The organism is Methyloprofundus sedimenti, assembly GCF_002072955.1.
Taxonomy (GTDB): Bacteria; Pseudomonadota; Gammaproteobacteria; order Methylococcales; family Methylomonadaceae; genus Methyloprofundus; species Methyloprofundus sedimenti.
In genome coordinates this window covers 292848-317110 of the sequence record NZ_LPUF01000002.1, presented here as the reverse complement: position 1 = coordinate 317110, position 24263 = coordinate 292848, and the positions used below count along the sequence as shown (strand labels likewise).

Sequence of the window (24263 nt, the reverse complement as noted above, 5' to 3'; positions counted from 1 at the left end):
TTATTACGCAAAGAGAACAAGGTACAGCTCAGAGTTAAGAGAGATTGAAATTGGACGTAAAGAATTATGATGTCATTATTGCCGGAGCAGGTCCTGCGGGTACAACGGCAGCTACATTACTAGCACAATATGGGCATAGTGTTTTACTGCTTGAACGCGATCTGCTCCCGCGTTTTCATATTGGTGAGTCTATGCTGCCAATGATTGAACCGGTTATGAACAGGTTAGGAATAGACTGGAGCCAGGGCAATTTAAGAAAAGGCGGTGCAGAATTTATTGATGAAGCGACTGGGCGCAGTACTTTTTTTTCTTTTGAAGGCATTTATCGTACGTTTCAAATAGAGCGTTCGGTATTTGATAAAAAGTTGTTGGATAATGCTATTAAGCATGGCGTTGTGGCACATCAGCAAGAACAAGTCATTAGCGTGCAATGTATGGCGCTTGAAGTGCAGGTTGGTACTGATAAAGCGCAGTATCGGGGACGCTATTTTATTGATGCTACTGGTCGTAATGCCTTAATGGGTAAAAAATTAAGTAGTATCAATAAAATAAATCATTTGGGTAAATTTGCCTTGTATAAGCACTATAAGCTGGCAAGCTCTCCTGACGCTGAAAAGCTCTTTGCACAGGGTAATGTACAAATATTTCTTTCTGAAATAGGCTGGATATGGGGCATACCTTTAATGGATGGTCGTTTGAGTGTCGGGTTGGTGGTGCAAAAAACAGCGCCTGTCGGCTTAAAGCAGGAGGCATTATTTGAACATTATATTAATGCTTCGCCGCGCATGAATAGCCTATTGGCGGGGGCAGAAGTACTATCTGAGCTGCGTATGGAGGCGGACTTTAGTTATCTGAATAAGCAGCGTTTTGGACAGCGCTTTGCTTGTTGCGGTGATGCTGCAGGTTTTCTTGATCCTGTGTTTTCCTCAGGATTTTTATTCGCGGTGAAAACCGCTGAGTTGGTCGCAGATCAATTGCATGAAGCTTTGCTGGCAAGTAATGAGGCCGATCCAGAAATACAGATCAGTGGAGATGAGTCTTATCAGGTTGGGTTCAAAACCATGTATTTAATGATAGAGCGATTTTATTGTTCTGGTATCATGCAAAATTTGTTTTTTGAACAGGATCGGCATGTGCGTATAAGAAAAGACATTGCCGCGATTCTGGCAGGTGATTTATGGCGCGAGGATAATGTATTTCAGCAAGGATTACTACGTGGCAGGAGCAAGATTATAGCTTCGTAAGTTTATTGTTTCTTTGGGGGAGTAGACTTGAGTTATGCGGACTCAAGCCATACTCAACTGCATTCTGAATGGTTACACTGTAACTGTTTTAATTTAAGGAGTTTATTATGCAACGCTTAATACAAGTAATGATGCTGTGTCTACTTTTTAGTTTAACAGCTTGTCAGCTTATGTCTCCAGAGCCAGTGCAACTACCAGAGGGTGCGCAGTTAGGAGATAAATTTTACACTCAGGTGACGATGCAATATGAAAAAGGCAAATACCGTACTACCAATTATCGGCGTGGTACTTTATTAGCTGTTAATACAGAAGTAGAGTTACTGGACGTAACGCCAAAGTCAATTAAGGTTAAGCTCATTGCCGCCAATCAAGATTTATTAATAGAAAATGTTTCCAGACATACCAGTGAGAATGTTGATCAGGCTTTTGCCAAATTATTCGCTAAAACAAAAGTAAATTTATCTCAGTTTAGCGCACTGGAACAGAAAAATATCCAGCAGGGAACTGTTAACGTAGGAATGAGTAAACTGGCTGTCCAGGTCGCTATCGGTTACCCGCCTGCTATCAGAACACCTTCGCTGGAGTCGGATTCCTGGACATACTGGAGCAATCGTTTTCAAACCTTTATTGTGGTTTTTGAGCACGATAAAGTGACAGGTATTCAGAAATAAGTTAATTAGCAATGCCATCATGTTAAGCCGAAAGACTGTCAGCCATTCAGAGGCTGGCAGTCTTTCAGGATAATATTTTATCTTCAGGAGACGCGTATGAAATTTTTTAAACTATTGCCTATGTTGTTAATTTTATTCCTTGTTGCATGTGCAAGTAACAAGTCAAACGATAGCCCGAGTATCGGCAAAGATACTGTAAGTTATTCGGGGACGGGGGTTTTAAAAATCGCCCCAGTGGTATTTGCAAAAGACCTGGAGGTCAGGGAGGCGGTACGTAATGAATGCCAATTATTAACCAAGCTGCCTGGTTTTATACAAAGTTATGCCCAAGATCAATATGCTGGAATAGATCTGGATGCGCAAAGATCTAACTCAGCTGATTTTCTGGAAATCGAAATTGTTGATCTGCCAAAATATAACAAGAATGTCTGGGCTGGTCGTGGTGGCCAGTGGGTTACAGTCAAAGGTACTTTACTAAGAAAAGGGAAGGAAACGCTTTCATTTACTGCGAATCGTGGTTCTATGGGTGGTTTTATGGGAGCCTACAAAGGCACTTGTGCATTATTGGGGCGTTGTACCAAAGCTTTAGGTAGCGATATTGCTGAGTGGCTAAAGAATCCTGTAGACGGTGCCACTTTAGGTGATATGTAAGCTTTCTAATGAGGAATTAACATTAAAATGCAACAAACAATCCCCCCAAAATGCACCGTACTCATTATCGGCGGCGGCCCTGCAGGGAGTAGTGCAGCAACACATCTGGCAAAAAAAGGCGTGGATGTAGTATTACTTGAACGTGCAGAATTTCCGCGCAATCAGGTAGGAGAAAGTTTAATTCCTCATTTCTGGAAATTTACTGATCAACTTGGTGTTTCAGAAAAAATTCAGCAGCAAGGTTTCATCAGTAAAGCCGGCGGTATTACCGTCTGGAATGACAAGATTCATCAGATTTTGTTTTCCGACTACGGTTACAAACGTCCGGGTTTACATATAGAACGCGATATTTTTGATCAACTCTTACTGGCGTATTCTGAGGAGCAGGGGGCACAGGTTTTTAATCAGGTCGTGGTCAAAAAAGTTGATTTATCGGGTCCTGAACCTGTTGTTGCATATACTGATACGCGCGGAACCCCTAATCTGGAAGGAAGCATACAGTGTCAGTATGTTGTTGATGCCAGTGGACATAGTTCCTTATTGGCACACCAGTTAGAAACACGGCAAACAATTAGTTCGGCAATGAATTTCTTGTCGCTATGGGGTTATTTCAAAAATTCACGTTACGTAGGCGTGGATCGTCAAAGTCATTCTAATGCAGAATTAAAGACGGTGGCGCCTGTGACTTTTGTGATGTCTCATGATGATGGCTGGCTGTGGCATATTATTTTACGGGAGAAAACCAGTGTCGGTTTGATTGTGCATACTGATAAATTAGCGGGTATGAATAAGGTCCAGCGCGAAGCGTATTTTAAACAGAGTTGCGCCCGGATACCTTATTTAAAAGATTTATTAAGCGATGCCGGGTTTATTGAAAATTCTTTACAGTACCGTCCTGATTATTCCTATTATGCAAGTCAGACCTGCCGTGAGAACTATTATTGCATCGGTGATGCCGCAGGGTTTGTGGACCCCATTTTTTCGCATGGCGTACAGAATGCTTTTTATAATGCAGCGGTTGCCACTTTAGCTATTATGGAAGGATTAAAAAATACTAAAAAAAGAGTGCGTTTTGCCGCTTTATGTGAAAACCGTATGCAGCAGTTTTATAGCTTTTCCAGGGCATTGTCATTAGGTGATTTTGGTTGTAATGGTGTGCACCGTGATTTGGTTAAATCGTTAATGAAGTCAATGCCTACGCTGGAATTAGAATTAATGCTGGTAGCCTCTGAAATGACTAACCGCTCGGAAAATTTTAAACAACTCGCGCGAGAAGCAGGTGTCTGGGAACAATTTTCGGAGCAGTTTGAACAGCAAAAGCGTGGCGTTATAGAAGAGCTACATTTTTAAATTACTTGTCAGGGTAATAGCCTTTAAGTTGTGGTATCCATCGAGGTACATTATTTTTATAATCCAGCCATTGGTCAGCAAAAGTTCTCTCCGCCCAGGGTTCTTCATGAAGTCTCACTCTGACGTAAAAGGCTGTAAACATAAACAGCGAAAACCCTGAAACAATGGGTGATGCTGTGATAATCGCCCAACCGGAAAGAATCAATAAAACGCCGACATACATGGGGTTTCTTACATGTCGATATAATCCAGTTGTAACAAGATTCTTAGGGGGATCCCAGGGTGCCAGGGTGCCTTTTCCAGAGACATAAAAATCGCGTACACACCACACAAGAATGAACAGGCCAATGCCTAGAAGCAGCAAGCCGGCATAGTTTCCATTCGCTTTGTACGGGTCATAGGCGGCGAGCATAAAAGGAACAAATCCAGCAACAACAACTGGAACCATTAAAAAAGCTAAAAGAGCGCGTAGAAACATTATTTTTCCTTGAGTGTGTTGTATAGGAGTTGTAGCCCTGTATTCCGCAAGCTCCATACAGGGCTACATTAAAACTGGAACACGGACTTTATAGCGTTTGAAATAGGCAGTATTATTACCAAATAATGCTTAAGGCATCAATATTCTGTAACTTTGTATCAGCAGATATTAAAGGCGCGTTATTAACGATTGCAGTTGATGCGATTAATCGGTCAGCGGGATCTTTATGGATAAATAAACCTTGTTGTGACAAGGTAGCAATTTGAGGTGTCACTGGCAGCACATTGAGTGTCATAGCCAGGATAATGTCATTCATATATTGCTCAGCAGGAACATCATTTCTTAAGCGACCTGCTTTGAATAACATGGCTATCTCCCAAAAAGAAATATCGGAACATGCCAGGGACTTTGTTGCTAATGAATTTTCTATTGCTTGCGTTGCTTTTGAAGATAAGCGATTGGGTGCATCTTGCCAAAAAATCAAAACATGGGTGTCACAAATTGTCAGCATCGGCACTCCACTCGTTGTCTAATGGCTGCAGAATGTCTCCAACTATCATGGTGCCGCGCAGTGCATCCAGCCTTTTTTTTGCTGCATCTACTTGGTCAATTTCTGGAATAATTCTAGCAATAGTTTTTCCATGGCTGGTAATTTGAATTTGTTCGCCATTACTAACTTTCTTCAAAAAATCAGGCAGATGAGCTCTTAAATCAGTGATTTTAACCTGTAGCATAACGGAAGTCCTTTGTGTACATAAATTATGTACAATTATAAGCTTTGACTAAGCAATAGCATAGTTTATTTTCGTACTTGATTCTTAAATCCCGTTCCAGTGCCAATTAATGCCGCAATGATATTCTTCTGTATTTCCGAAGAACCGGAAAATAAACGACTAGCCATGGCATCCTGAACCAAGCCTGTCATTTTACTTTCTTTGAGTAAACCGGTCGCCCCTAATATTTGCACGGCATCCAGGCTTGATTGTAAAAAAGCTTCACTGGCGATTAATTTAGTTTGCGCACTGGCCAGGCTGATACGTTTACCCGTATCTTTTAAGCGTGCACACTCATTCACCCATAATAAGCAGGAATCCAGGCGGCATTGCATATCTGCAATTTTATGGCTGATCGCTTGATTCGCGCCTAAATGTACGCCATTGCTTTGTCGCTTGCGGCTGAATTGTACAACTTGTGCTAACTGCCATTGCATGATGCCGATAATCCCGGCAAAAATGAACGCTCTTTCCAATTCCAGAGCGTTTTGTATCATCATGCCGCCAGCGCCTGTTTTTCCTAAATGGCGGTCTAAGGATATAAAACAGTTTTGCAGGATAATATCGCCCATCGTGGCGCTGGCACAGCCAGTTACGCTAGGTTGATCGCTGAAATCAGCGCCGATGTCCGTTTTTCTAACTAAAAATGCAGAGAGCTTGCCTTCTAGTTTAGCGTAAATCAGCAATGCATCAGCAATCGGTGTATTGGTGATGAAACGTTTATGACCGTTTAAAATGAAACCGGATTCTGTTGTGACTGCTGATGTTGTAAGCGCATTAACATCAGAGCCGGCTTGAGGTTCGGTAATTGCATGGCCAGCAATCATATCTCCCGATAATAAGGCGGGCAGCCACAATTGTTTTTGTGTTTCGCTACCATAAAGTATTAACGGGAAGATTAAGCCCCAAATATGCGCATTTAGGGATAAAATTAAACCTGTATCCTGGCAGTACCTGCCCAGGCTTAAATGTGTTTTAACCAGCTCTTGAAAACCATCGCCGTATCCATTGAATTCGGTGGCAACAGCATGTCTGAATAGCCCTTGCTGAGCACAATATCGCAGGCGAAGTCTGGAGGCGTTAAGGTCGCCACCAGGGGGAAGTTGCTGATATTCAATCATAAGGTTTATTTTCCAGGTAGAGCGGTTAGATCAGCTATTGATCAAATAAGTCTTGTATCGCCTGATAATCTGTTTTGCCATTAGATAGTACGGGTAAACTATCCACCACTATAAATTTACACGGTTGCATATAAGGTGCGAGCAACTGGCGTAAAGGTTTTATTGCTTCTGCCAGAGAGGCGCCTGCTATTAAGACCACAACTGCTGCAGGGCGTTGTCCGCTGGCTGAGTCTTTAATGCCAATCACCGCGCAGCTTTCAATAAGCTCTAGTTGATTAATGCACTGTTCAATTTCAGCCGGTTCAACGCGATAACCAGAGCATTTTAACATGCAGTCCAGTCGCCCGTGATAGTCGTATTCACCATACTGATTGAGTGAAACTTTATCGCCAGTTGCATAAGTCGAAGGGCTGAGCACCTGGAGATTGCCATGTTGCCAGTAGCCTGAAAAATTATTCAGACTGTTGACCTGCAATTCGCCGGTGTTAGCATCTATCATCAGCTTTGCATTGCAGGCAGCTAGTCCAATAGGAATAGTATGTTCGATATTTAAACGCTGTCGATCCACCTGCCAATAGCAACACACATTAGTTTCCGTTGGACCGTACAAATTATACAGTTCGGTTTCTGGAAGTAAGTTTGCCAGTTTGATTAAGTGTTGCGTGGGGAAAACTTCACCGGCAAACAGAATGCGTTTCAGACTAGGTACTGGCGTGGTATCTAAAGCACCTTTAAGAGCCATAAAGCTTAATAAAGAAGGTACGGTGTACCAGCTGGTAATCTGCTTTTCAGCTAGCCAGGCTGTTAAACGACTAGGCGATAAACTCAGGCGGGAGGGTATAAAGTAAACGCTAGAGCCAGAGGCCAGGCTAGTGAACAAATCAAAAACAGAGAGATCAAAATGAAACGGTGCAAGGCTGGCAATGCGGTCCTGGCTGTTAATAGCAAAGGTTTGTCTTGCCCAGGTAGAAAAATTATCCAGCGCCTGATGACTTAACGCGACGCCTTTGGGATGACCCGTAGAGCCGGAAGTATAAAGAATAGCGGCTAATGCGTCGGATTTGACGACCGTTGGCGTTATCTTGCTGACTGTCGTGCAAAGCAGAGTATCGATATCCAGCCATATTTCTGCTTTACCTAACCACGCAGGCGCTTCGCCCTGCCCAATAACATAACCTGGTTGTGCATCCTGGATAATAAAGCTTAAGCGTGTCGCGGGATTTTTAATATCTAAAGGCAGATAAATCGCGCTTGCACTTAAAACCCCATAAATAGCACACGCAGCATTAATACCACGATCCAGGGCAATGGCGATGCATTGCTTCTGAACTTGTTTGGCTTGCAGAAAAGCCGCTATCTTGCCAATACGCGATTTAAATTCGGCGTAAGTAATGCTTTGGTCTTCTTCAACGAATGCTGTTGCTTCGGGAGTTAGAGCGCATTGCTGAAAAAAAGGAGTAACGATATTCATCATAGGGGGGGGGGCTATTTTTTATGTGTTTAGCAAGTCGCATTATCCGTGACCAGCAATATGCTGGAAAATGCTACGCTATTCCAGCATATGTGTGCACATTTTTTCCCTGTATTGTGCAATACCAGCCAGATAAAGTTTAGCAAGTTATAATACCCCAGCCTTGTATGTTAAACACATCTCAAAAAAGACATTAGTTAAGAAAGCGTTAGCAATGAGTTGCGTAGATAGAATTTTATATGATGACATAAAAGGTAACGCTTGTATTCCTAAGAACCTTGAAGTGTTTTAGTTCTTGGGAGATCACTATAACAAGTAGCTTCCTCATCGCTACACAGCCGTATAACCACATAACAATCAATTCATAATGAAATCTATAAAACTATTGAAGGGTAATTTGTGATTAGCGCCATCGATAATCTTAACAATATCAGGTAAGTCATAAATGCTATACAATCCGGTGCCGTCATATTCACTTGTAAGTTCCTGTATCCAGTCATCTGTAACCTTGTGCATTGATACGTCGCAAGGAGAGTCATACTTACATAAAAGATGGTCACTGCCGCCTATAACAATTCTAACCCCTCCTCCGTTTATTAGCTTATCCAGATACATAGTCCAACGATCATGTACAGTCAAGCTAGTGTCTAATGATGTTAATGTAGTTAAATCATATTGATCCATTAAATCCAGAATAAAAGCACTTTGAAAATCGCTGTTTTCCTGAGCGTTATTATGAGGCCCTGAAAGCATAACAACCCGCCCTACATTATCAATTAACCGTTGGTTTGTTATCTCTCCTTTCTGATTAAAATCAAACATACTTGAAATCATAAACGTACCTGCTGCACCACCAATTAATGTATAGTTTTTTTTTAAAAAACCAGTAGCAAGAGCAACATCAATAATATTTAAAACCTCTTGTGAAGCCATTTTTATAGTATTTCTCCCCTCTGCGAAGTATGGCAAATGTACAAAAACCAACTGCTTTCCTCTAGCTGCATACGCGGCACCCAACTCATTTTGACCCTTAAGAGTTGCTTTAATTTCAGTTGTTGAACCATGAGTAATACCAGATCCACCCGGTAATAAAATCACCTTATCGGCAGATGCGTTTCCGTATTCATTAATTAAAACACGCGTCCCTGATATATAAAAAATATGGCTCACCCAATTATCAGCGTAAAAAACTTGTGTCGCTTGGACAGTAAAAGAACAAATATACAAATAAATAAATACAATAATAATTTGTCTTTTCATCTTAACTAGTTCCATATTTAATAAAATCTCCATTAGAATCATTTCAACAATGGTGAATTTAACTCTGAAGTGCATTCTAGTCTTCAAGCAGCCTCACCTTCACAAGTTAATGCATGTAAAAAATACGGCATGAATAGTTGCATAGTTTAGAGTTTTTCGTAGCCGATAGACGAATATATTTATAACTTCCTGAGCTGTTATCAACTCTGGTGTATGGCTTAATCAAGCAGTTTCCTGTCTTTGAACGCCCGTTTGTTTAATTCCGTCGAGAAACTTAAAACCTGCTATTGCATTGGCTAAATGCTTATGATTACCCATAACCTTCAGTTAATTTCAATAGGTGCCCAGGCATAGGCGGAGTCCGCATAGTCATATGATCCATCCGCAGTAACATGTCATCTAATTGGAAGCGCTGATTAAATCGGTAGCAGAATTCTGCAAGGTAGCGCGGCAAGTGTTTTTTGCCGACGAAGTGATCAGTTCAGTCATTGCCGTTTTTACATTACCAATCACTGTATTCACCCAGGTAAATTCCTTTAAAGTAGCGCAATTATGCTCTCCTTCGGTGATCATATTGGTATGTATGCAGCCTGCCTTTTCGGCAGCCAAATGCTTTTGTATCCACCATTCAATTTCTTTCGATTGAAAATATTAGACTAACACTTATGTTCATGGTCATTGGGTGCCTTTCTCCATTCACTTGAACAGCAGCAATAAAAGCCACTTTATTTTCTGATCCACGTCCTCGTTAACCTCCGCTCCACGGCACCCACTACCTCAATATACATCATCTAACTGAATGATACCTACCAAGGGTTTGCTGTCATCTCGCTCCTTCAGTACCTGCATAATTTTGTGCTTAAACTCCATGTTGTACTACAGGAAACGTCAGTGACGCATCAATGAAAATGAGGATAAACCTGTTTTCGCTTGGCTAATCAAATGTATCACCAAAAACCAAGTTATGGACGGCAATTTGGTGTGTTCAAAGATCGTTCCGCAAATCAATTCCATATACAACCGCATTCAGGGTACTTGAAATAATCAGGCTAACACCACGTAAATAATGTCTCGACACGCGGAGCTTCAGTACTAAATTTACCAAATAAATCAGTTAAACTAAAGCCTGATTGAAACTGCACTTTATTTTTGCTCATTTCCTCGCCTTACATTTTAAATTTATTGTTTCAGTATAGCTTTTTTCATGAAACTTGCTGAAGAGTCTGCCAGATTAAACAGCCTAAAATGATAAAATAAGGCCTCTAATAAATTGCAGTGACAAAAAAATAGAGATGGCAAACTTTATTATATCGTGATAGATCGAAATACTCCCTATATCTTCCCCCTGGCGTTCAAGATTATGTATCTGCAGATTATTTAGCCCGCTTTGCTGTGGATATAGTTGACCAACTGGACTTAGGTAGTCTCACAGGTCCTTATCAAGGAAAAAGAAAAAGGCCCTATCACCTATAGCCATGTTGCATTCATTACTATTCTACGGTTATGTCACGGCACTAATTTGCAGTCGTAAACTGGAAAAGGTCTCCTATGATTCAATGGCGTTCAAATTTATTACCGCTAATAAACATCCTGGTCGCAATACCCATAATATCTTTCGTATTCATCTTTGATTAAATTCTTCCAGATTCCGCATTCTTTTTTCCGTTTGTGGCTACTTATCACGCTCATTCAAAGTCATATTTTTGAAAAGTGCGTTTTAATTAACCGCCAGTGCGTTGAACAACTATGATCACCTTCGGGTAATCGCCAAATACACTGTAAATGTTCGGGTAAAATAACGCTGGCTCTAATCATAAAAGGATGATGACTGTTTAGTCAGACAGAAAACTTCACACAACAATTCAATATTAGAGATCGGCCAATTATTATGGCTACGTTCAGCCAAGTTAACGGTAAAAAAATAGCCCCTCCTGTTGATTTAGCTCGTATGTAATTTCCCACCTTTTTTCCTGATATTTCAATACCAGTCAGATAAGGTTGAACAAGGTATGATAACCACGCCAAATGCTGGATTACGTCATTTTTCTACGCGCAATAAGCTAACTCAGTGTACGGGCTTGGTATTATTATAATACTGCTCACTAAGGCAACAATATACATAATGTTTTGATCAAACCTATTACTGGAAAATAAAAATGAAAAACAAAACTGCGCTTATCCGAGTTCCAATGAAGGTTCTTTTGTGCTCCTTTTCGCTTATCAATGTATGTCACGCTGAAGCATCGACTGATGGTAGAAGCGTCTATCTTGGATTACTCGGTGGTGGCGGGTCTCTTTCAAGTACCAGTATAGAGCAGACTGGAATATCCTTTGGACAAAACGGCCAAGCAAACACTGATGTGGCCGCTCAAGGAACATCCGGAAATACTGGGGCATCAATTGGCGGTGCTCATGTTGGTTACGAGTTTGATGGCTGGGACTTAGGTGGTGAGGAATCGGGATGGGCATTGAACCCAGCCGTAGAAATTGAGGGCTATTATTTGGGAAGCAATCCATCTGCTTATGCAGTCAATCCCTTGGCTACAAATGAGCACGATTTTTCAATCAGAATGCCTATAAATGCAGGCGTTTTTCTCGCAAATACAATTTTCAGCTTTAAAACACCTTATTCAAAAATTATCATTCCATATTTTGGCGGTGGAATTGGTGGGGCTACTCTGTCAGTCAAGGGAGCTTCATCTGAACAGCTATCACCTGCCGAACCTGGATTGAATCATTTCAATACAAATCCAAATGCATCAAGCTCAGCATTTGCCGCATCTGCCAAGGTCGGTCTAAGGGCTGAGGTCTATAATCACTTTTCCTTGTTCGCGGAATATCGTTATCTCTTTATAAATTCTTCGAGTTACACTTTTGGGAGTACTAATGGGGCTTCTCAGGGATATCCTAATCACAATGTTACAACCCCTTGGCATGTTAATTTTGGTAGTCAAAACTACCATATGGCTGTTGCAGGTTTCGAATACAGTTTCTAGAAAAGCTTGGTATCCTAGCCATTAGGTGGCCGTCTGAAAGCCACCAATTACTCCTTCAATAACCCCTGTTGAGGGAGTAAATTTGCATCGTTTAACCTATAAACTGCAGTTGAGTACGGATTTTGTGGAAAATCTGAGTGTGAAAGACAAGGCACTGCTCGAAGGTAATGGCCGTAGTCTTTGGCAATAGCTATAACGCAGTATTTCGTATTCAGATTTATCCACAAAACCGTGAAGCGGAGTATAGTTACTTAACAGGTGACAAGTATCACTTGATGTTAAAAGTGGCCGACCCTTTTGATTTAAGGCAGCAAATAAATGCGGCCATGCCAAGCTGTCTAAAATGTAATTTCTTTAATAATTAAGTTCATCCCGTTTGCGTATCCGGCTCGATAATTTTTTACCCACACAGACACTCATTCTACAGAACGTATTTGTAAGGTATCGATTATCTTTTCTTTGGCTAGAGCATTGCTGATAACAATCAATGTTTGCCCTTCTTTCACCCAGTTTTTCCTTTTTAAATAAGCAAATGCATCTTTAATAGTGTCTTCAGGGTCATCGGAAAAATCCATTTGAAAAGGCTCAACACCCCACAAAATCAAAAGATTTCTGAATAACTCAGGAATGTCAGTGAAGGCATAAATCGGTACCCTTGGTCTTAACGATGAAAGCATACGCACCAGGTAACCGCTTCTGGAAAAAACGACAATCCCACAATCCTCAATATCATTGGCAAGGTAAACTGCTGAACGAAGCATTTTGCCCTTCGGGGTCGGAAGATCAAGTTCTTTAGTTGGCTCATCGTTATGTAAGCTCTCGATGCGTCTAGAAATTCTTTTAAAAACCTTGATACATTCAACGGGATATTTACCGGTCGTGGTTTCGCCGGATAACATAATCGCATCGGCTTTCTCAAGAACGGCGTTGGCAATATCAGTTACTTCTGCTCGTGTTGGTACAGGTGCAGTAATCATTGATTCCAGCATATGAGTTGCCACAATCACAGGCCGGCTTTTTCTAATACATGCCTTAACGATTTGGTGTTGTATTATGGGTAGTTCCTCATATGGACATTCGATTCCTAAGTCTCCCCTGGCAACCATAATGCCATCGCTGGCCTCGATAATATCTTCAATATTGCAAATCGCCTGCTGGTCTTCAATTTTTGCAATAATTCGGGCTTTTGATCCGTGTTCGGTCAACACTGACCGCAAAGCATGCAGGGCATCTGCATCTCGAACAAAAGACAAGGCAATAAAGTCTATACCTTCGTCCAAACCAATCGCAAGGTCGCCATAATCTTTTTCGGTTAACGATGGAAGACCAACCCGTACTCCCGGGAGGTTGATATGCCGACGGTTACCTAGATGCCCTGGAATAACAACTTTACAGCGAATCCTGTCGTCAAGCATGGCCAAGACTTCTAAACGAATCAAGCCGCTATCGACTAGAACTGTATCACCTATTGAAATATCATTGATAAGGTTAGGATAGTTTACGTTGATACAACGGATACCGTCCTGGATTGAATCGACTACCGGAATTGACATCAGGAAATCAAAATGTTCGCCACTCTCAAGATACAAAGCCTCACCGACATCACCGGTTCGGATTTCCGGTCCTTTGATATCCATCATGATGCCTATTTGACGGCCTGTTTCCTCGCAAACTCGTTTAATCTGCTGAATGATTTTCCGTGTCCAATCATGGCTTGCATGCGCCATATTGATGCGGCAAATATCGACTCGTTCGTTGATGAGTTCCTTGAGCACCTCATCTTGAGATGAAGCTGGCCCAATCGTAAATATGATTTTTGTCTGCTGGTATTTCATTTCCAGGCCTGAACTGTCCATAGTCACGTTGGAAGTCGAAAGTGATGTAAATTTATTGTGATGCATAATTTCCTCCTATATTGGGCGCGGCAACTTCAAAATCGAATATTCAACGCATTTTTTCTATAAAAGCGTGTATTCGATATGGAAAAGTTAGGGAATTACCAGGACTGTTGACCCCCTGTTATTCTTTGATAAACCGCATTTCCTGACAACCGGGATCAATTAAAATTAACAATATCTCTTTAGCGCAGTCATCAATCTACCCTCCGAGTTTTCGTTCTAAAGCGAGCCAGATTTACAAAAAAGGTTTGAAGATACAACAGAGAGGTGACGACATAAATGGTTTAATTGATAAGTGTTGCCATGTTGCTGTATATGGCGTCGCTGACAAAAAACACGTAGAAACTATGAATTCACCGGAAACGAACCCCCATGTACCAGTAAGGAGCAGTAGTCCAATCAAGATTTCTTTAAAAAATTTTCATCGTAAACCCCTATCGTGACAGAATGCAATTTGAACTGTACCGAATTTATCGAGAACTATTTTATGAAAGCACCAGTTATGCCAGTTTTTATCACTACTATGATTTGGTTAATTATTGTATTTAAAAATCAATTCCTTATAGAATAATTGAAACTTAAGTAATCTGAAATCTAAATTTTGGCTAATTAAATTCATTGAAATTTTGCTTGATAGTTGTGCAAAATCCTGGTTGTAATGCACCAACAATAAACATTTTAAATATTTCGGTCAGGTGGAGTTAGCGCAGACGATGTTGAAAGGATATTCTGAGAAGCTGGAGGCAGTCTAAATTCGTGGGGATACCTCAGACTCTGCCCCGAGTTATTGTTAATAATTTGGTAAATTATAAGTACATCAATCGATTCTAACCCCCTGATTCGTGTCCGAGTCCGCTGAAGCGATATATTCAGCGGTAAGTTCATCCTGGCTCGGTTCAACATGGGGTTTCTCCAGGGCTTTAAGTTGTTCATTAGATTCCCTGATTATTTCCTCGAGCCGTTCCTTGTCTTCTTCTGATGCTTTTTCAAGATCTGTTTTGCACTCCTTGATTTTATCCAGGAATTGCTGCTTCAATTTTTCAGTCTGTTCTGCTTTCTCGGCCTTGTCAAAGACAACTTCTTCAGCAACGGAAACACTTTCTATGGGTTCCTGTTTGGCCTCGTCGGCGGGAATGATTTTAAAATCCTCTGGCAATCGACGTTGATTCATGAAGGCAGGTGACATAATTTCAACTCCGTTTCCGTGCAAGGTGTCTAAAACATAACGGCAAAGATTAGAGCGGGCGGTCAAAAGGCTTTTAACGTCCGTTAACATCCCGTTTACTTTGTATGTGATTGAGTAATTGCCAAGTTCCAGGATTTGAATGAACGGTTCTTCAAGACCACATTCTTTAGCTGCATCCAGCAAAAGAGATTCGACCTTTGAATGATGAATATCGTATCCTAAAGATAAGGTTGTTGAAATAATGGTGCCGGAACTGCGGGTTACGGAAATGGGGTTGGTAATCATGTATGTATTCGGCAGCGCGACCAATTCCCGATTCTCGGTTTGTATCTCTGTATCTAATAATCCACGCTCTACAACGCGACCAAAATATTCTCCTACCTTGATGAAGTCTCCGGTACTGAATGGTTTTGTCACGCGAAGCATGATTCCAGCCATAAGATTCGCAAAGATTGTGCTGGATGAAAAGGCGAAGATACCCGAAATTATCAGGCCAATAAGCGCGATAATCTGATTACGAGAGCTCTCGCTGACAGGAAGTGTAAGCGCAATTCCGATCACACCTGCAAAAGTTAATACCAGCATAGCAAGCTGTCTGGGAAACAGACGCTCGTTTCCGATATCAGGGTGTCGTGCGATAAGAATTTGATGGCTTACCCAAAGCAATGGCCCGATAAAAATGAGTGTTGCAAAGAGAGGAAGAAAAGGGGTTATGGATTCAATAGGAGTATTCGAAAATGACATATGCGATCCTTTTTTAAGCCTAACGCAGAGCTAAGGGCCGCGAACCGAAACACGTAGGTGTGTTTAATATACAAGACCGGGTTCGCTTATTGAGCGTAGCGAAATAACCTAACTCGACATTCACCCTCAATCCATATCCAGCTAGTTGCCTAATGTCTGGGATAAACCTCTCGTTCAAAGCGATATTTTTTGAAAAGTGCATTTTTTATTAAGTGCCAGCCCGTTGAAAAATTATAATCACCTTCTAGTAAAATAACGCAGGCTTCAATCATAAAAGGATGCTGTTGTTTAGTCAGACGGAAAGCCTCACGCAACAATTCAATGTTAGATATCAGTATGTCATTATTGCTACGTTTAGATAAATTAACGGTAAAAAAATTCTAATTTAGCCCGTATGTAAGTTCGCACATTTTTTTCTGAATTTCAATACCAGCCAGATAAGGGTTAACAAGGTATGTTAACCACGCCAAATGCTGGGTTACGTTATTTCTCAACGCTCAATAAGCTAACCCAGCCTACAGGCGATTTGTTTTTCAAAATTAAAAAAATGCATGATATTGTGATCGGGTTGTTAATCAATAAAGTAGAATTTGGTCGAGACATTCATGTTTAATAACAGATTTAACCCGCTACCGCCTTTTTCTGCCCCACCCTCGCATTAAAAATGAGAAGCATCACTTAATGTTTCTACAACCCACTGATTTAAACTCTTCCCTTCTGCTATTGCAACACTTGAAATATTAGCGTGTAATTCAGGTGGAATTCGCACATTAAACTTGCCTGAATAATTTTTTCGAGGCTCAACACCGTCCTCTGCACACATTTCAAGAAATACTTTAAGAGAGTTTTCCCCCTCTTCTTTCAAGCCTTTTATATCGCTCGCATAAAAATCAGCTCCGCCATTTAGACCGACAAATTCACCTCTAAACATTTCAATATCGGGGTCATACTGAATTATTGCACGATAGTTATTAATTTCCATTATATTCATCATGGTATCACCTCATTTTCTCTTAACCATTCTCGGATATTCGCTACTGCCCCTTTATCTGTATTTGGAGAAGGATGTGAGCGATGAAAGACTTTCCGATCATTAAATAGACGTACGCCAATACGAGAACCTTCACGTTCACTAATTTCTGCCCCAAGCTCAATAAATAAAGACTCAATATCACTCCATTTAATATTCCCGCTGACTGGACGATGGAAAGTTAATTCAAGTGTTTTCTGGTATTTTCGTTTCATTTAAGAATAGTACTTATTTTTGGTACCAAAATCAATTTTAAATAAAAACTGCTAAATTTAAAAAGTCCAAAAATCCTTGCTAAAACCTCTTAAACTGCACAGAATAACGAAAGCTTTCTGGATCAAAATAATCCAGGGCTTTGCCATTCACTTCGGCATACGGATACATTAAATAATTAACCGGTTTAGACTCTTGAGCAGGCTGCTGGGTAATACCTCGGTCACTTCTTTCAAGTGTCATTCTGTAAGCATCAAGCCCACCAAAAAGTATTCTCTAAGCTCTTTTATATCGGCTAACTCTAACTTATCAACCAGCGTTTTCTTCCTTACATCACTTGGATCAACAGCAATCCAGCCAGTTACTAGCCAGTTACTGTGACACTTCACATTAATTTCCTACCTGGAAAAAGACTTAAGCCCAATAACCCTATACGGGATAACATCTATTTTATACAAGATAAACGGATGGAAATAACATTCAGACCTGTAATCCTGGTTAATGTAAAATGCCGTTTTTCCGTATTCCACGAGCTACATAAGAGCTACGGGATGAAGTGAAAGCTACGGAGTCAATAACTCTTCCAGCATATTTTTATGCAAACGCTCTATCCATGCTTGGGTGAATAATGGCTCAATAAAATTATAGCTAAAGGTCAGTTGTTTATTAAACTGGCAGCTTAAAAAGGCGAGGGCGGGTGGGCTGGAAATCTGGCACAGATGGTATATTTTTGTAATATCGCTGCCAAAAAAAGCACTGTTAGATAAATCAACATGGCCTATATCAGAAAACCAGAATGAGTTACGCTCAGCACCGGTGTATACCGATTTACGCAGTTTTTCGCCGTGTTGCTCTAAAGATAACCAGCTGGCGGCCCACATCACTGGCAGAAACGCATAATCGAGTTTTTCGCGCATAGCCTGTGAGTTTTGCTGTTTTAGATGCTGAAATAGCGCGGCTTTATCATGCAGTAAAGCTTTCGGAGCCTGGGCAAATAAAGGGGCGACATGATTGCTTAATAAGGGGCTTAGAGCTTTGTTTTTACGTAAATTAAAGGCATACGGCGTGCAGTATGCTTCGCCCGGCTGTTCAGGGTTCATCTTGTGCAATGCGCGCATAAAACAGCCGGCATAATATAAGCTAGTGCCGGTTAAGCCGACTTGCTGGCGGGCAAGGGTATTGATCGTCCGGGTGTGTTCCAGGCTGAGCGTGTAAGTATTAAAATTTAATTGCCTGGGTGCCAGGCTGGTATCTGCATGGATAATGCTTTGTAAGCTGTCTAATTTAGCAATATAGCGTTTAGCTTTTAAAAAAAAGCCAATTTTTTGCCACCATTTGTATTTAGCTAATTGAATACTGACCAGAGGTTCAAGTTTGGGGAGGTCAAAGTGATTGCGGGCTTCTAAAGATTCAGTGCAAAGATACTTTAAAATTAAATCAGCACCGCGGGCATCGCAGAAAGGGTGTATCCAGCGCATTAAAAAAGTGTTTTTTGAGGCGCTGTAAATCAGATGGAATTCCAGTGGCGGAAGTGTTTCGCGTTGTTGTTTGTGATTGAGCAGTTTTACAACAGTATCTTTATGGAATGTGTCTTCATCGGCATGATTGACATCAGTGTGCTGATAAAAAAGCGGGTGGCGTTGCTCACGTGTACACCAGAAAAAACGTTTACCGCGTTGCTGTAGGCTGGCAAAAGCCAGCGGAAAGCGATCGCCAAATTCATCGATACGCTGTTCTAATGCTTTAATATCCAGTGTGTGGGCAAGCTCCAGGGCAAAGCCACAAAGACTGCCAGGCATCTGTTCTTTGCGTATTTCTTCATCCATTGCCAAAGTAAAGCAATCGGCTGGATTGAGTATTTGAATAATGTCTTCGCTTGCGCCCGTTGTTTTCATGCTTTATGTTGCAATATCCATTGTTCCAGGGCATTGAAAGAGTTGACGTTATCCGGGTCAATTTCAGAATCGGGCAGCGTGACTGAAAACTGCTCTTCTATGTGCATAATCAGGCGCATGATGCCCATGCTGTCCAGACCAGCATCCAGTAAGTCATCATCATCTGAAAATTTTTCAGGCTCTGCGACAAATATAAGTTCGTTAAAAATAAATTCGCGTATTTTTTGTTTCATAGAAGAGAGGGGCAAGATGATGAATATGTTTTCAAAACATTGGGTAGCCTGAGGCTTAAGCCCGCTGATTGTCAGAAAACAGCAGGCTTATTTAGAGTATGACAGCTAAGACTTAATCTGCAAGTTGCTGTAAACCATCCAGATACCATTTTGCCTGCATACTGTTTTTGGGCTTGATAAAAGTCCAGACTTCACGCACCTGTTCTGCATGTGCGCTAAGGTCCTCGCGCATAAGCGTATCGAATAAAACAACGGCCTCCAGATCATTACCTATCTCTCTGATTTCCAGTAACTCGGCCTCTACTTTTAATACATCGGTATGATTCTCAGTGTTTGACCCTTGCAGTTGCGACTGTATTTCAGCAAAGACTTTGTCGGTAGTCAGGCTGCGAATTTCAGCTAAATCTCTTTTATCCCAGGCTGTTTGCAGCATTTTAAAAGCACCTTTCGCTCCATTCAGAAATTCCTGCTCATCGAAATCCTTAGGTAATACAATTGCATCTTCAATCAGCTTCTCTTCTGTGTCATTGTTAGCAGCATCAAAATGAGTTTGCTGGCTCTTGCGTGAGAATATGTCGGTGTCAAACGCTGCCGGATTGGGGGCTGTACTATTTGAGCGCTGATAATTGCTGCTCAGCGGTTCAGCGTGTGTGCTGCGATCATAGCTATTACGATTATAAGCTGCGCTAGTTGTCGATTTTCCTGCTTTAGCGGCAAATAATCTGAATAATAAATAGGCAATACCGCCAAAAATCAGAATATCCATAAAATTAAAGTTTTCAAAAGCGCCACCAAAAAACAGTGAGCCAAGCAGCCCGCCTAGCGCCAGGCCACCCAGTAAGCCCATTAAGCCGCCGCGTTTAGACATGGTCTGGCGGGCAGACTGATTTTTGTTGTAGGCTTGTTGCTGACTCGGCGTTTTCTGTGCGGGGCTCGATTTGCGTGCATAAGACCTGCTGTATTTTGACGAACTGCCAAATGAGCTGGCACCACCAAAACGTTTGGCTTCTGCATCCGAAATTCCGGCAAAGCTTAAGGTAGCAGTTATCAAAATTGTTAAAAAGAAGCTGGATAATTTATTCATAATGACCTGTGGGTTATTTGTTTTCTATAAAACGGGCTATATATAATATAAGGCTAGATATTTGAAAAACCAATCCCCTCCAAATGATAAACATCTCTTAACACTGACTTCAGATTGCTTGGAAAAACACTGAAATTGTGATCATTAGCATTTGCGTTCTGCAGAAAACGCGGGGGTGAAGTCCTTACTACGCGGTGTAATAATCGACTTGTTTTTTATTGGGTGTATGCGTAATTTTCCCAATAGCAAAGGCTTGCTCGCCTAATTCATTTAATATACTTATAGCTGCGGCTTCATGTTCCGGGGCGATACAAACTATCATGCCGATACCACAGTTAAAGGTCGTCAGCATATTGGCCTGAGTCACATTGCCTTGCTCTTGCAGCCATTGGAAAATAGCCGGCTGCGTCCAGGAATTAAGGTCTATGCTGGCGCTTAAGCCTTCTGGCAGCACGCGAGGCAGATTCTCGGTAATGCCGCCCCCGGTAATATGTGCCATTGCATGCACAGGAAGCTGGCTAATTAATTGCAGTAGTGGCTTAACGTAAATCCGTGTTGGTTCAAGTAAATGCTCGGCAAGTGGCCTGCCTTCGAGTGTTTCAGTTAGCGGGATATTGCTACGTTCAATAATTTTACGAATCAAGGAGTAACCATTCGAGTGCGGTCCTGAAGAGGCTATGCCAATCAGGCTATCGCCAGCGGATACTTTGCTGCCATCAATAATCGCTTCTTTTTCGACAATACCGACACAGAAACCCGCAAGATCATATTCGCCATCGGCATACATGCCTGGCATTTCGGCTGTTTCACCTCCGACTAATGCAGCGCCTGCGAGTTCGCAACCTTTACCTATCCCTTCAATAACTGAGGTAGCGGTATCGACATCTAATTTACCGGTAGCAAAATAATCCAGAAAAAAAAGTGACTCGGCACCTTGCACAATAATGTCATTAACACACATGCCAACCAGGTCTATGCCGACCGTATTGTGCTGGTTTAAATCAATCGCAAGTTTTAATTTTGTGCCCACGCCGTCAGTGCCTGATACCAGGACAGGATGCTTATAGCGATCCAACGGCAGTTCAAACATCGATCCAAACCCGCCTAAGCCAGACATGACGCCTGCCGTCCGGGTTCTGGCAGCAATCGGTTTAATGCGTTCAACAAGCGTGTTGCCTGCTTCTATGTCTACGCCTGCACTTTTATAGTTTAAACTCTCTGCTTTATGTTCGCTCACAAGTGTTCTCTTACCGGTCAAATTAAATTATAGTTAGTGCTTATTGTACAAGACAAACATAGGATACGAAATTGCATATTAGGTTTTTATTGCTTTGTTGTTTATGCATGACGCAAAGTATTTCTGCGCTGGAGTCTGCCGTTTTGTTTACTACAGATGTGACCGCGCGAAGTATATACTGGCGAGCAGGCCTGATAAAGTACTGGCCGTAGCATCACACTACGATGTTGCGACCCTATGATCCGGAAAATTGCAGAAGCAAAGAACTTGCTGGCTTTCAGAATGGGCTTTGTATTTTAGTAATAAGCTTGGGCGCAGGACTAGGCCATGCACCGATTTAACACAAATTTATCCAGTGCATTTGCAAAAGTTTATTAGCATTTGTACGTTTTTTATGCGCTGTGACCAAGAGCATTTAATACAAACCATTAAGCATGGCTCAAAGTCGCCGGTGTCTAGCTCCGCACTGCCAGTGTCAAGATAAAATCTGTTTCAATTTCCAGATGCTTGCTGCGTTGTATATTATTTTGTATTTCCGCATTGGCACGCCAGGCAAAGGGAGTCATTTGTAATAATGCCATGCGCTGATCCTTGTCGGGGTGTATTTTAAAGCTGATTCTCTGGCTTTCTATTTGTGTAAAATCTGCTGGAAGAGGAACGTCTACAGCATGATCCTTGACGTCATGGTAGATGAATTCTTTTAGTTGCCATAAGTGTCTTGGGCCTGGAGTTACGATCAATAATAAGCCGCCAGCCTTAATCAACCGGCTAATTTCTAGTTCATTTGCAGGTGCATACACTTTGAGCAATAAATCAAAATACTGGTCCGCATAGGGCATACTTTTGCTGCTGGCAACGACAAAACGAGCATTTTGCTGTTTTTTTGCGGCTGCAAAGATAGCATTTTTGGCTATGTCCAAGCCGTGTAAATCAAGACTTTCCGGGTGATCTGCAAAGGCTTCAATTTGCCTGCAATAGTAACCTTCGCCACAACCGACATCCAGAATATGCATAGGCTTGGCTGTTGGTTGGTGGGTGTTGATGATATTGGCCAGTGCTTCTGCCATTGGCTGATAAAATCCTGCTTCGAGGAAATTACGCCGGGCGTGCATCATCGCGCGACTGTCGCCAGGTTCTTTTGATTTTTTATGTTGGGCAGGTAACAGGTTCAGGTAGCCTTCTTTTGCCAGGTCAAAATGATGATTTTTGGGGCAATAGTAGCTCTTGGAAGACAGCTGTTGCATAAGTGGATTTTGGCAAATAGGGCAAATATAAGGCATGGTTTATCTGGTATGTTTATTTTGCATCAATTGCAGGAGCGGGCGTAGGCAACCCGCAACAAATCCCTCACCCATCTTGCTGGTCTTTTTGTCCGTCTTCTGCGTTGTAAAAATAGTTACGTAGCCAGCTATGTGCCTATTTCTATGCATTGAAGACAAACAAAAATCCTGCGTACTCTGGGGTAGGTTATTTATTGCGCGGCTGCCTTATATATGTCACATTCGGCAATACGCCGGTCTATGTCATCCAATACACGTTGATATTCAGCGCTTTGGATAGATTGATATTGTGCTGTAAATGTCTGTGAACTAAGGCTTTCAGGCAGGTCTCTAATATCCGGCATAAAGGCCTGGTAATTCTCTATATTAGCCATTTTTTCTTGCATCTGCAGGGCTTGCTCAGGGCTTGCAGTGGCTTGTTTGCCAAATTTCATACCTGCCCGATCAGCGGCGAGGTCGATAAAGCTAAAGCCGCTGCCTTTTTTGGCATCACTCAGTTCTTTTTCTATACCAAGCATGTCTGCTAAATGACTATTTCCCATTGCTGAAAATGTAGCGGACCACATAAAATGCTGTGCCATATCGATGCGTTTATATAAAAATACTGAATACTTGGGGTTTGGATTATTTTGTCCGTGCGCACCGGCGTTCGGGTAATTATTAACATAGCGATTGGCGACAATGATAGCTAGACGATTTTCCTCTATGGCGTTCTTTGCTGTTGAGCGTTGCCGAGCTAACTCAAATAAGGGGCGTAGTACATCACTTAGCGATAAGCGCCAATCAGGGTCATGTTCGCGTATTGCTTGATCCAGTTTTTGCTGGTATTGGTCCTGCGCCTGGTTATTATCTTTCGGTGTCATTAACTGCTGTATATTGCTGCTCGCAGTGGTTGGAGATTGATATACTAAATGCAGTTGATTATCCTGTATACGAAAGACTTTTAAGTCTTGGCGGATTAATTGCAAATATTTGTTTACACGCGTGTGCTCAATGGCGGTATCTATTAATAAACCAGCGTAGGCATCAGGTATAATGATTTTCCCTACCCGAAGTTTGCTTATTTCCGGTGGCCGCGTATCTGGTGTGTGTAATTGGAACTGGATGTCGAGGTAGCGTCCAAAAATATTTTCTGGCAAGGTAAAGCGCAGGATAAATAAAATATAATTTTCGTGTAGTTTGATTTGTGACTGAGTACCCGTATAGACATTAAGTAAATAGGCACTGGCGATATTCAGGTCGCGTTCTGTCAAGTACATGCTAAGCGGTTTGTCCAAGTCGTTTTGATTAGCATGCAAGATACTTTTAGCGCGTTGAATATCCGCGCTGGTCAGTTCCCATTCAGGCAGTGTAAGGTCTTTATTGCTGGTACTAAAGATGACTAATATGGCAACAATAACGGCAGGTATACCTATGCAATATAAGATTGCTCGCAATAGAATAAACAC

At 41.6% G+C, this 24263-nt stretch carries 24 protein-coding genes and 1 pseudogene; 6 read left to right on the top strand and 19 right to left on the bottom strand.

Going from position 1 to position 24263, the window contains the following annotated elements:
* Positions 1-50 precede the first annotated feature (50 nt).
* The 4 genes from AU255_RS14385 to AU255_RS14370 all read left to right on the top strand — a co-directional run bounded on the left by AU255_RS14385 (position 51) and on the right by AU255_RS14370 (position 3916).
* Positions 51-1244, top strand: coding sequence for an NAD(P)/FAD-dependent oxidoreductase (locus tag AU255_RS14385; RefSeq protein WP_233144689.1), 1194 nt, complete (start codon positions 51-53; stop codon positions 1242-1244).
* Positions 1245-1351: 107 nt separating this feature from the next.
* The gene (locus AU255_RS14380) at positions 1352-1915 is read left to right on the top strand and encodes a hypothetical protein (RefSeq protein ID WP_080523624.1); all 564 of its coding nucleotides are present in this window, start codon (positions 1352-1354) and stop codon (positions 1913-1915) included.
* A gap of 96 nt (positions 1916-2011) precedes the next feature.
* A complete protein-coding gene (locus AU255_RS14375) occupies positions 2012-2566 on the top strand; it encodes a hypothetical protein (RefSeq protein ID WP_080523623.1) in 555 nt (184 codons plus the stop codon).
* A gap of 27 nt (positions 2567-2593) precedes the next feature.
* Positions 2594-3916 (top strand): NAD(P)/FAD-dependent oxidoreductase, encoded by a 1323-nt coding sequence (locus tag AU255_RS14370; RefSeq protein WP_080523622.1) that lies wholly within the window; start codon positions 2594-2596, stop codon positions 3914-3916.
* A 1-nt stretch (position 3917) separates the two neighbouring features.
* On the opposite strand, the gene AU255_RS14365 is transcribed toward AU255_RS14370, so the two are convergent.
* From AU255_RS14365 to AU255_RS14335, 7 genes and pseudogenes are all read right to left on the bottom strand, one after another.
* A complete protein-coding gene (locus tag AU255_RS14365) occupies positions 3918-4394 on the bottom strand; it encodes a methyltransferase family protein (protein WP_158083139.1) in 477 nt (158 codons plus the stop codon).
* Between the two features lie 115 nt (positions 4395-4509).
* The gene (locus tag AU255_RS14360; protein ID WP_080523620.1) at positions 4510-4905 is read right to left on the bottom strand and encodes a type II toxin-antitoxin system VapC family toxin; all 396 of its coding nucleotides are present in this window, start codon (positions 4903-4905) and stop codon (positions 4510-4512) included.
* Positions 4889-5128, bottom strand: a complete 240-nt coding sequence (locus tag AU255_RS14355; RefSeq protein WP_080523619.1) for a type II toxin-antitoxin system Phd/YefM family antitoxin — start codon at positions 5126-5128, stop codon at positions 4889-4891. The genes AU255_RS14360 and AU255_RS14355 overlap by 17 nt, the downstream gene beginning before the upstream one ends.
* 65 nt (positions 5129-5193) lie before the next feature.
* Entirely contained in the window at positions 5194-6288 is a 1095-nt protein-coding gene (locus AU255_RS14350) for an acyl-CoA dehydrogenase family protein (RefSeq protein ID WP_080523618.1), read from the bottom strand.
* A gap of 34 nt (positions 6289-6322) precedes the next feature.
* Complete coding sequence (locus AU255_RS14345; RefSeq protein ID WP_233144688.1) at positions 6323-7762, bottom strand: amino acid adenylation domain-containing protein; 1440 nt, start codon at positions 7760-7762, stop codon at positions 6323-6325.
* A gap of 354 nt (positions 7763-8116) precedes the next feature.
* Positions 8117-9052 carry a hypothetical protein gene (locus AU255_RS14340; RefSeq protein ID WP_143735974.1) on the bottom strand — a complete coding sequence of 312 codons (936 nt, stop codon included), beginning with the start codon at positions 9050-9052 and terminating at the stop codon, positions 8117-8119.
* A gap of 277 nt (positions 9053-9329) precedes the next feature.
* Positions 9330-10176 (bottom strand): annotated as a pseudogene (locus AU255_RS14335) (IS1595 family transposase).
* A 999-nt stretch (positions 10177-11175) separates the two neighbouring features.
* Between AU255_RS14335 and AU255_RS14330 the strand changes: the two are divergent.
* Positions 11176-12015, top strand: a complete 840-nt coding sequence (locus AU255_RS14330; RefSeq protein ID WP_080523615.1) for an outer membrane beta-barrel protein — start codon at positions 11176-11178, stop codon at positions 12013-12015.
* Positions 12016-12431: 416 nt separating this feature from the next.
* Here AU255_RS14330 and pyk read toward each other — a convergent pair whose 3' ends face one another.
* A complete protein-coding gene (gene pyk / locus AU255_RS14320; protein WP_233144687.1) occupies positions 12432-13916 on the bottom strand; it encodes a pyruvate kinase in 1485 nt (494 codons plus the stop codon).
* Positions 13917-14730: 814 nt separating this feature from the next.
* Positions 14731-15843, bottom strand: a complete 1113-nt coding sequence (locus AU255_RS14315; protein ID WP_080523613.1) for a mechanosensitive ion channel family protein — start codon at positions 15841-15843, stop codon at positions 14731-14733.
* Positions 15844-16297: 454 nt separating this feature from the next.
* Between AU255_RS14315 and AU255_RS20155 the strand changes: the two genes are divergently transcribed.
* On the top strand, positions 16298-16456 hold the full coding sequence (locus tag AU255_RS20155; RefSeq protein ID WP_158083138.1) for a hypothetical protein: 159 nt from the start codon (positions 16298-16300) through the stop codon (positions 16454-16456).
* A 45-nt stretch (positions 16457-16501) separates the two neighbouring features.
* On the opposite strand, the gene AU255_RS14310 is transcribed toward AU255_RS20155, so the two are convergent.
* The 10 genes from AU255_RS14310 to AU255_RS14275 form a co-directional block, all read right to left on the bottom strand.
* Positions 16502-16837, bottom strand: coding sequence for a type II toxin-antitoxin system HicB family antitoxin (locus tag AU255_RS14310; protein ID WP_080523612.1), 336 nt, complete (start codon positions 16835-16837; stop codon positions 16502-16504).
* Positions 16834-17088, bottom strand: a complete 255-nt coding sequence (locus AU255_RS14305) for a type II toxin-antitoxin system HicA family toxin (RefSeq protein WP_080523611.1) — start codon at positions 17086-17088, stop codon at positions 16834-16836. Before AU255_RS14305 ends, AU255_RS14310 begins: the two co-directional genes overlap by 4 nt.
* Positions 17089-17167: 79 nt before the next feature.
* Positions 17168-17329 (bottom strand): hypothetical protein, encoded by a 162-nt coding sequence (locus AU255_RS20150; protein ID WP_158083137.1) that lies wholly within the window; start codon positions 17327-17329, stop codon positions 17168-17170.
* Positions 17326-17475, bottom strand: a complete 150-nt coding sequence (locus tag AU255_RS20145; protein ID WP_158083136.1) for a hypothetical protein — start codon at positions 17473-17475, stop codon at positions 17326-17328. Before AU255_RS20145 ends, AU255_RS20150 begins: the two co-directional genes overlap by 4 nt.
* Before the next feature lie 174 nt (positions 17476-17649).
* Complete coding sequence (locus AU255_RS14300) at positions 17650-18981, bottom strand: hypothetical protein (RefSeq protein WP_080523610.1); 1332 nt, start codon at positions 18979-18981, stop codon at positions 17650-17652.
* Positions 18978-19214: a phosphopantetheine-binding protein gene (locus tag AU255_RS14295; RefSeq protein ID WP_080523609.1), complete on the bottom strand. Its 237-nt coding sequence runs from the start codon at positions 19212-19214 to the stop codon at positions 18978-18980. The genes AU255_RS14300 and AU255_RS14295 overlap by 4 nt, the downstream gene beginning before the upstream one ends.
* Before the next feature lie 112 nt (positions 19215-19326).
* The gene (locus AU255_RS14290; protein ID WP_080523608.1) at positions 19327-20298 is read right to left on the bottom strand and encodes a Tim44 domain-containing protein; all 972 of its coding nucleotides are present in this window, start codon (positions 20296-20298) and stop codon (positions 19327-19329) included.
* Between the two features lie 187 nt (positions 20299-20485).
* Complete coding sequence (purM, locus tag AU255_RS14285; RefSeq protein ID WP_080523607.1) at positions 20486-21535, bottom strand: phosphoribosylformylglycinamidine cyclo-ligase; 1050 nt, start codon at positions 21533-21535, stop codon at positions 20486-20488.
* Between the two features lie 455 nt (positions 21536-21990).
* Positions 21991-22815, bottom strand: a complete 825-nt coding sequence (gene rlmA, locus AU255_RS14280; RefSeq protein WP_080523606.1) for a 23S rRNA (guanine(745)-N(1))-methyltransferase — start codon at positions 22813-22815, stop codon at positions 21991-21993.
* A gap of 191 nt (positions 22816-23006) precedes the next feature.
* On the bottom strand, positions 23007-24263 hold the full coding sequence (locus tag AU255_RS14275; protein ID WP_080523605.1) for a hypothetical protein: 1257 nt from the start codon (positions 24261-24263) through the stop codon (positions 23007-23009).

Excerpts from the sequence above, each read along its gene's own strand:
- AU255_RS14365 (WP_158083139.1), bottom strand. The coding sequence starts at position 4,394 with ATGTTTCTACGCGCTCTTTTAGCTTTTTTAATGGTTCCAGTTGTTGTT.
- AU255_RS14375 (WP_080523623.1), top strand. The coding sequence starts at position 2,012 with ATGAAATTTTTTAAACTATTGCCTATGTTGTTAATTTTATTCCTTGTT.
- AU255_RS14360 (WP_080523620.1), bottom strand. The coding sequence starts at position 4,905 with ATGCTGACAATTTGTGACACCCATGTTTTGATTTTTTGGCAAGATGCA.
- AU255_RS14300 (WP_080523610.1), bottom strand. The coding sequence starts at position 18,981 with ATGAAAACAACGGGCGCAAGCGAAGACATTATTCAAATACTCAATCCA.
- AU255_RS14340 (WP_143735974.1), bottom strand. The coding sequence starts at position 9,052 with ATGGAGATTTTATTAAATATGGAACTAGTTAAGATGAAAAGACAAATT.
- AU255_RS14345 (WP_233144688.1), bottom strand. The coding sequence starts at position 7,762 with ATGATGAATATCGTTACTCCTTTTTTTCAGCAATGCGCTCTAACTCCC.
- AU255_RS14380 (WP_080523624.1), top strand. The coding sequence starts at position 1,352 with ATGCAACGCTTAATACAAGTAATGATGCTGTGTCTACTTTTTAGTTTA.
- rlmA (WP_080523606.1), bottom strand. The coding sequence starts at position 22,815 with ATGCCTTATATTTGCCCTATTTGCCAAAATCCACTTATGCAACAGCTG.
- AU255_RS20150 (WP_158083137.1), bottom strand. The coding sequence starts at position 17,329 with ATGACACTTGAAAGAAGTGACCGAGGTATTACCCAGCAGCCTGCTCAA.
- AU255_RS14290 (WP_080523608.1), bottom strand. The coding sequence starts at position 20,298 with ATGAATAAATTATCCAGCTTCTTTTTAACAATTTTGATAACTGCTACC.
- AU255_RS14310 (WP_080523612.1), bottom strand. The coding sequence starts at position 16,837 with ATGATGAATATAATGGAAATTAATAACTATCGTGCAATAATTCAGTAT.
- pyk (WP_233144687.1), bottom strand. The coding sequence starts at position 13,916 with ATGCATCACAATAAATTTACATCACTTTCGACTTCCAACGTGACTATG.
- AU255_RS14330 (WP_080523615.1), top strand. The coding sequence starts at position 11,176 with ATGAAAAACAAAACTGCGCTTATCCGAGTTCCAATGAAGGTTCTTTTG.
- AU255_RS14370 (WP_080523622.1), top strand. The coding sequence starts at position 2,594 with ATGCAACAAACAATCCCCCCAAAATGCACCGTACTCATTATCGGCGGC.
- AU255_RS14305 (WP_080523611.1), bottom strand. The coding sequence starts at position 17,088 with ATGAAACGAAAATACCAGAAAACACTTGAATTAACTTTCCATCGTCCA.
- AU255_RS14315 (WP_080523613.1), bottom strand. The coding sequence starts at position 15,843 with ATGTCATTTTCGAATACTCCTATTGAATCCATAACCCCTTTTCTTCCT.
- AU255_RS20155 (WP_158083138.1), top strand. The coding sequence starts at position 16,298 with ATGTTAACCACGCCAAATGCTGGGTTACGTTATTTCTCAACGCTCAAT.
- AU255_RS14295 (WP_080523609.1), bottom strand. The coding sequence starts at position 19,214 with ATGAAACAAAAAATACGCGAATTTATTTTTAACGAACTTATATTTGTC.
- AU255_RS14350 (WP_080523618.1), bottom strand. The coding sequence starts at position 6,288 with ATGATTGAATATCAGCAACTTCCCCCTGGTGGCGACCTTAACGCCTCC.
- AU255_RS14355 (WP_080523619.1), bottom strand. The coding sequence starts at position 5,128 with ATGCTACAGGTTAAAATCACTGATTTAAGAGCTCATCTGCCTGATTTT.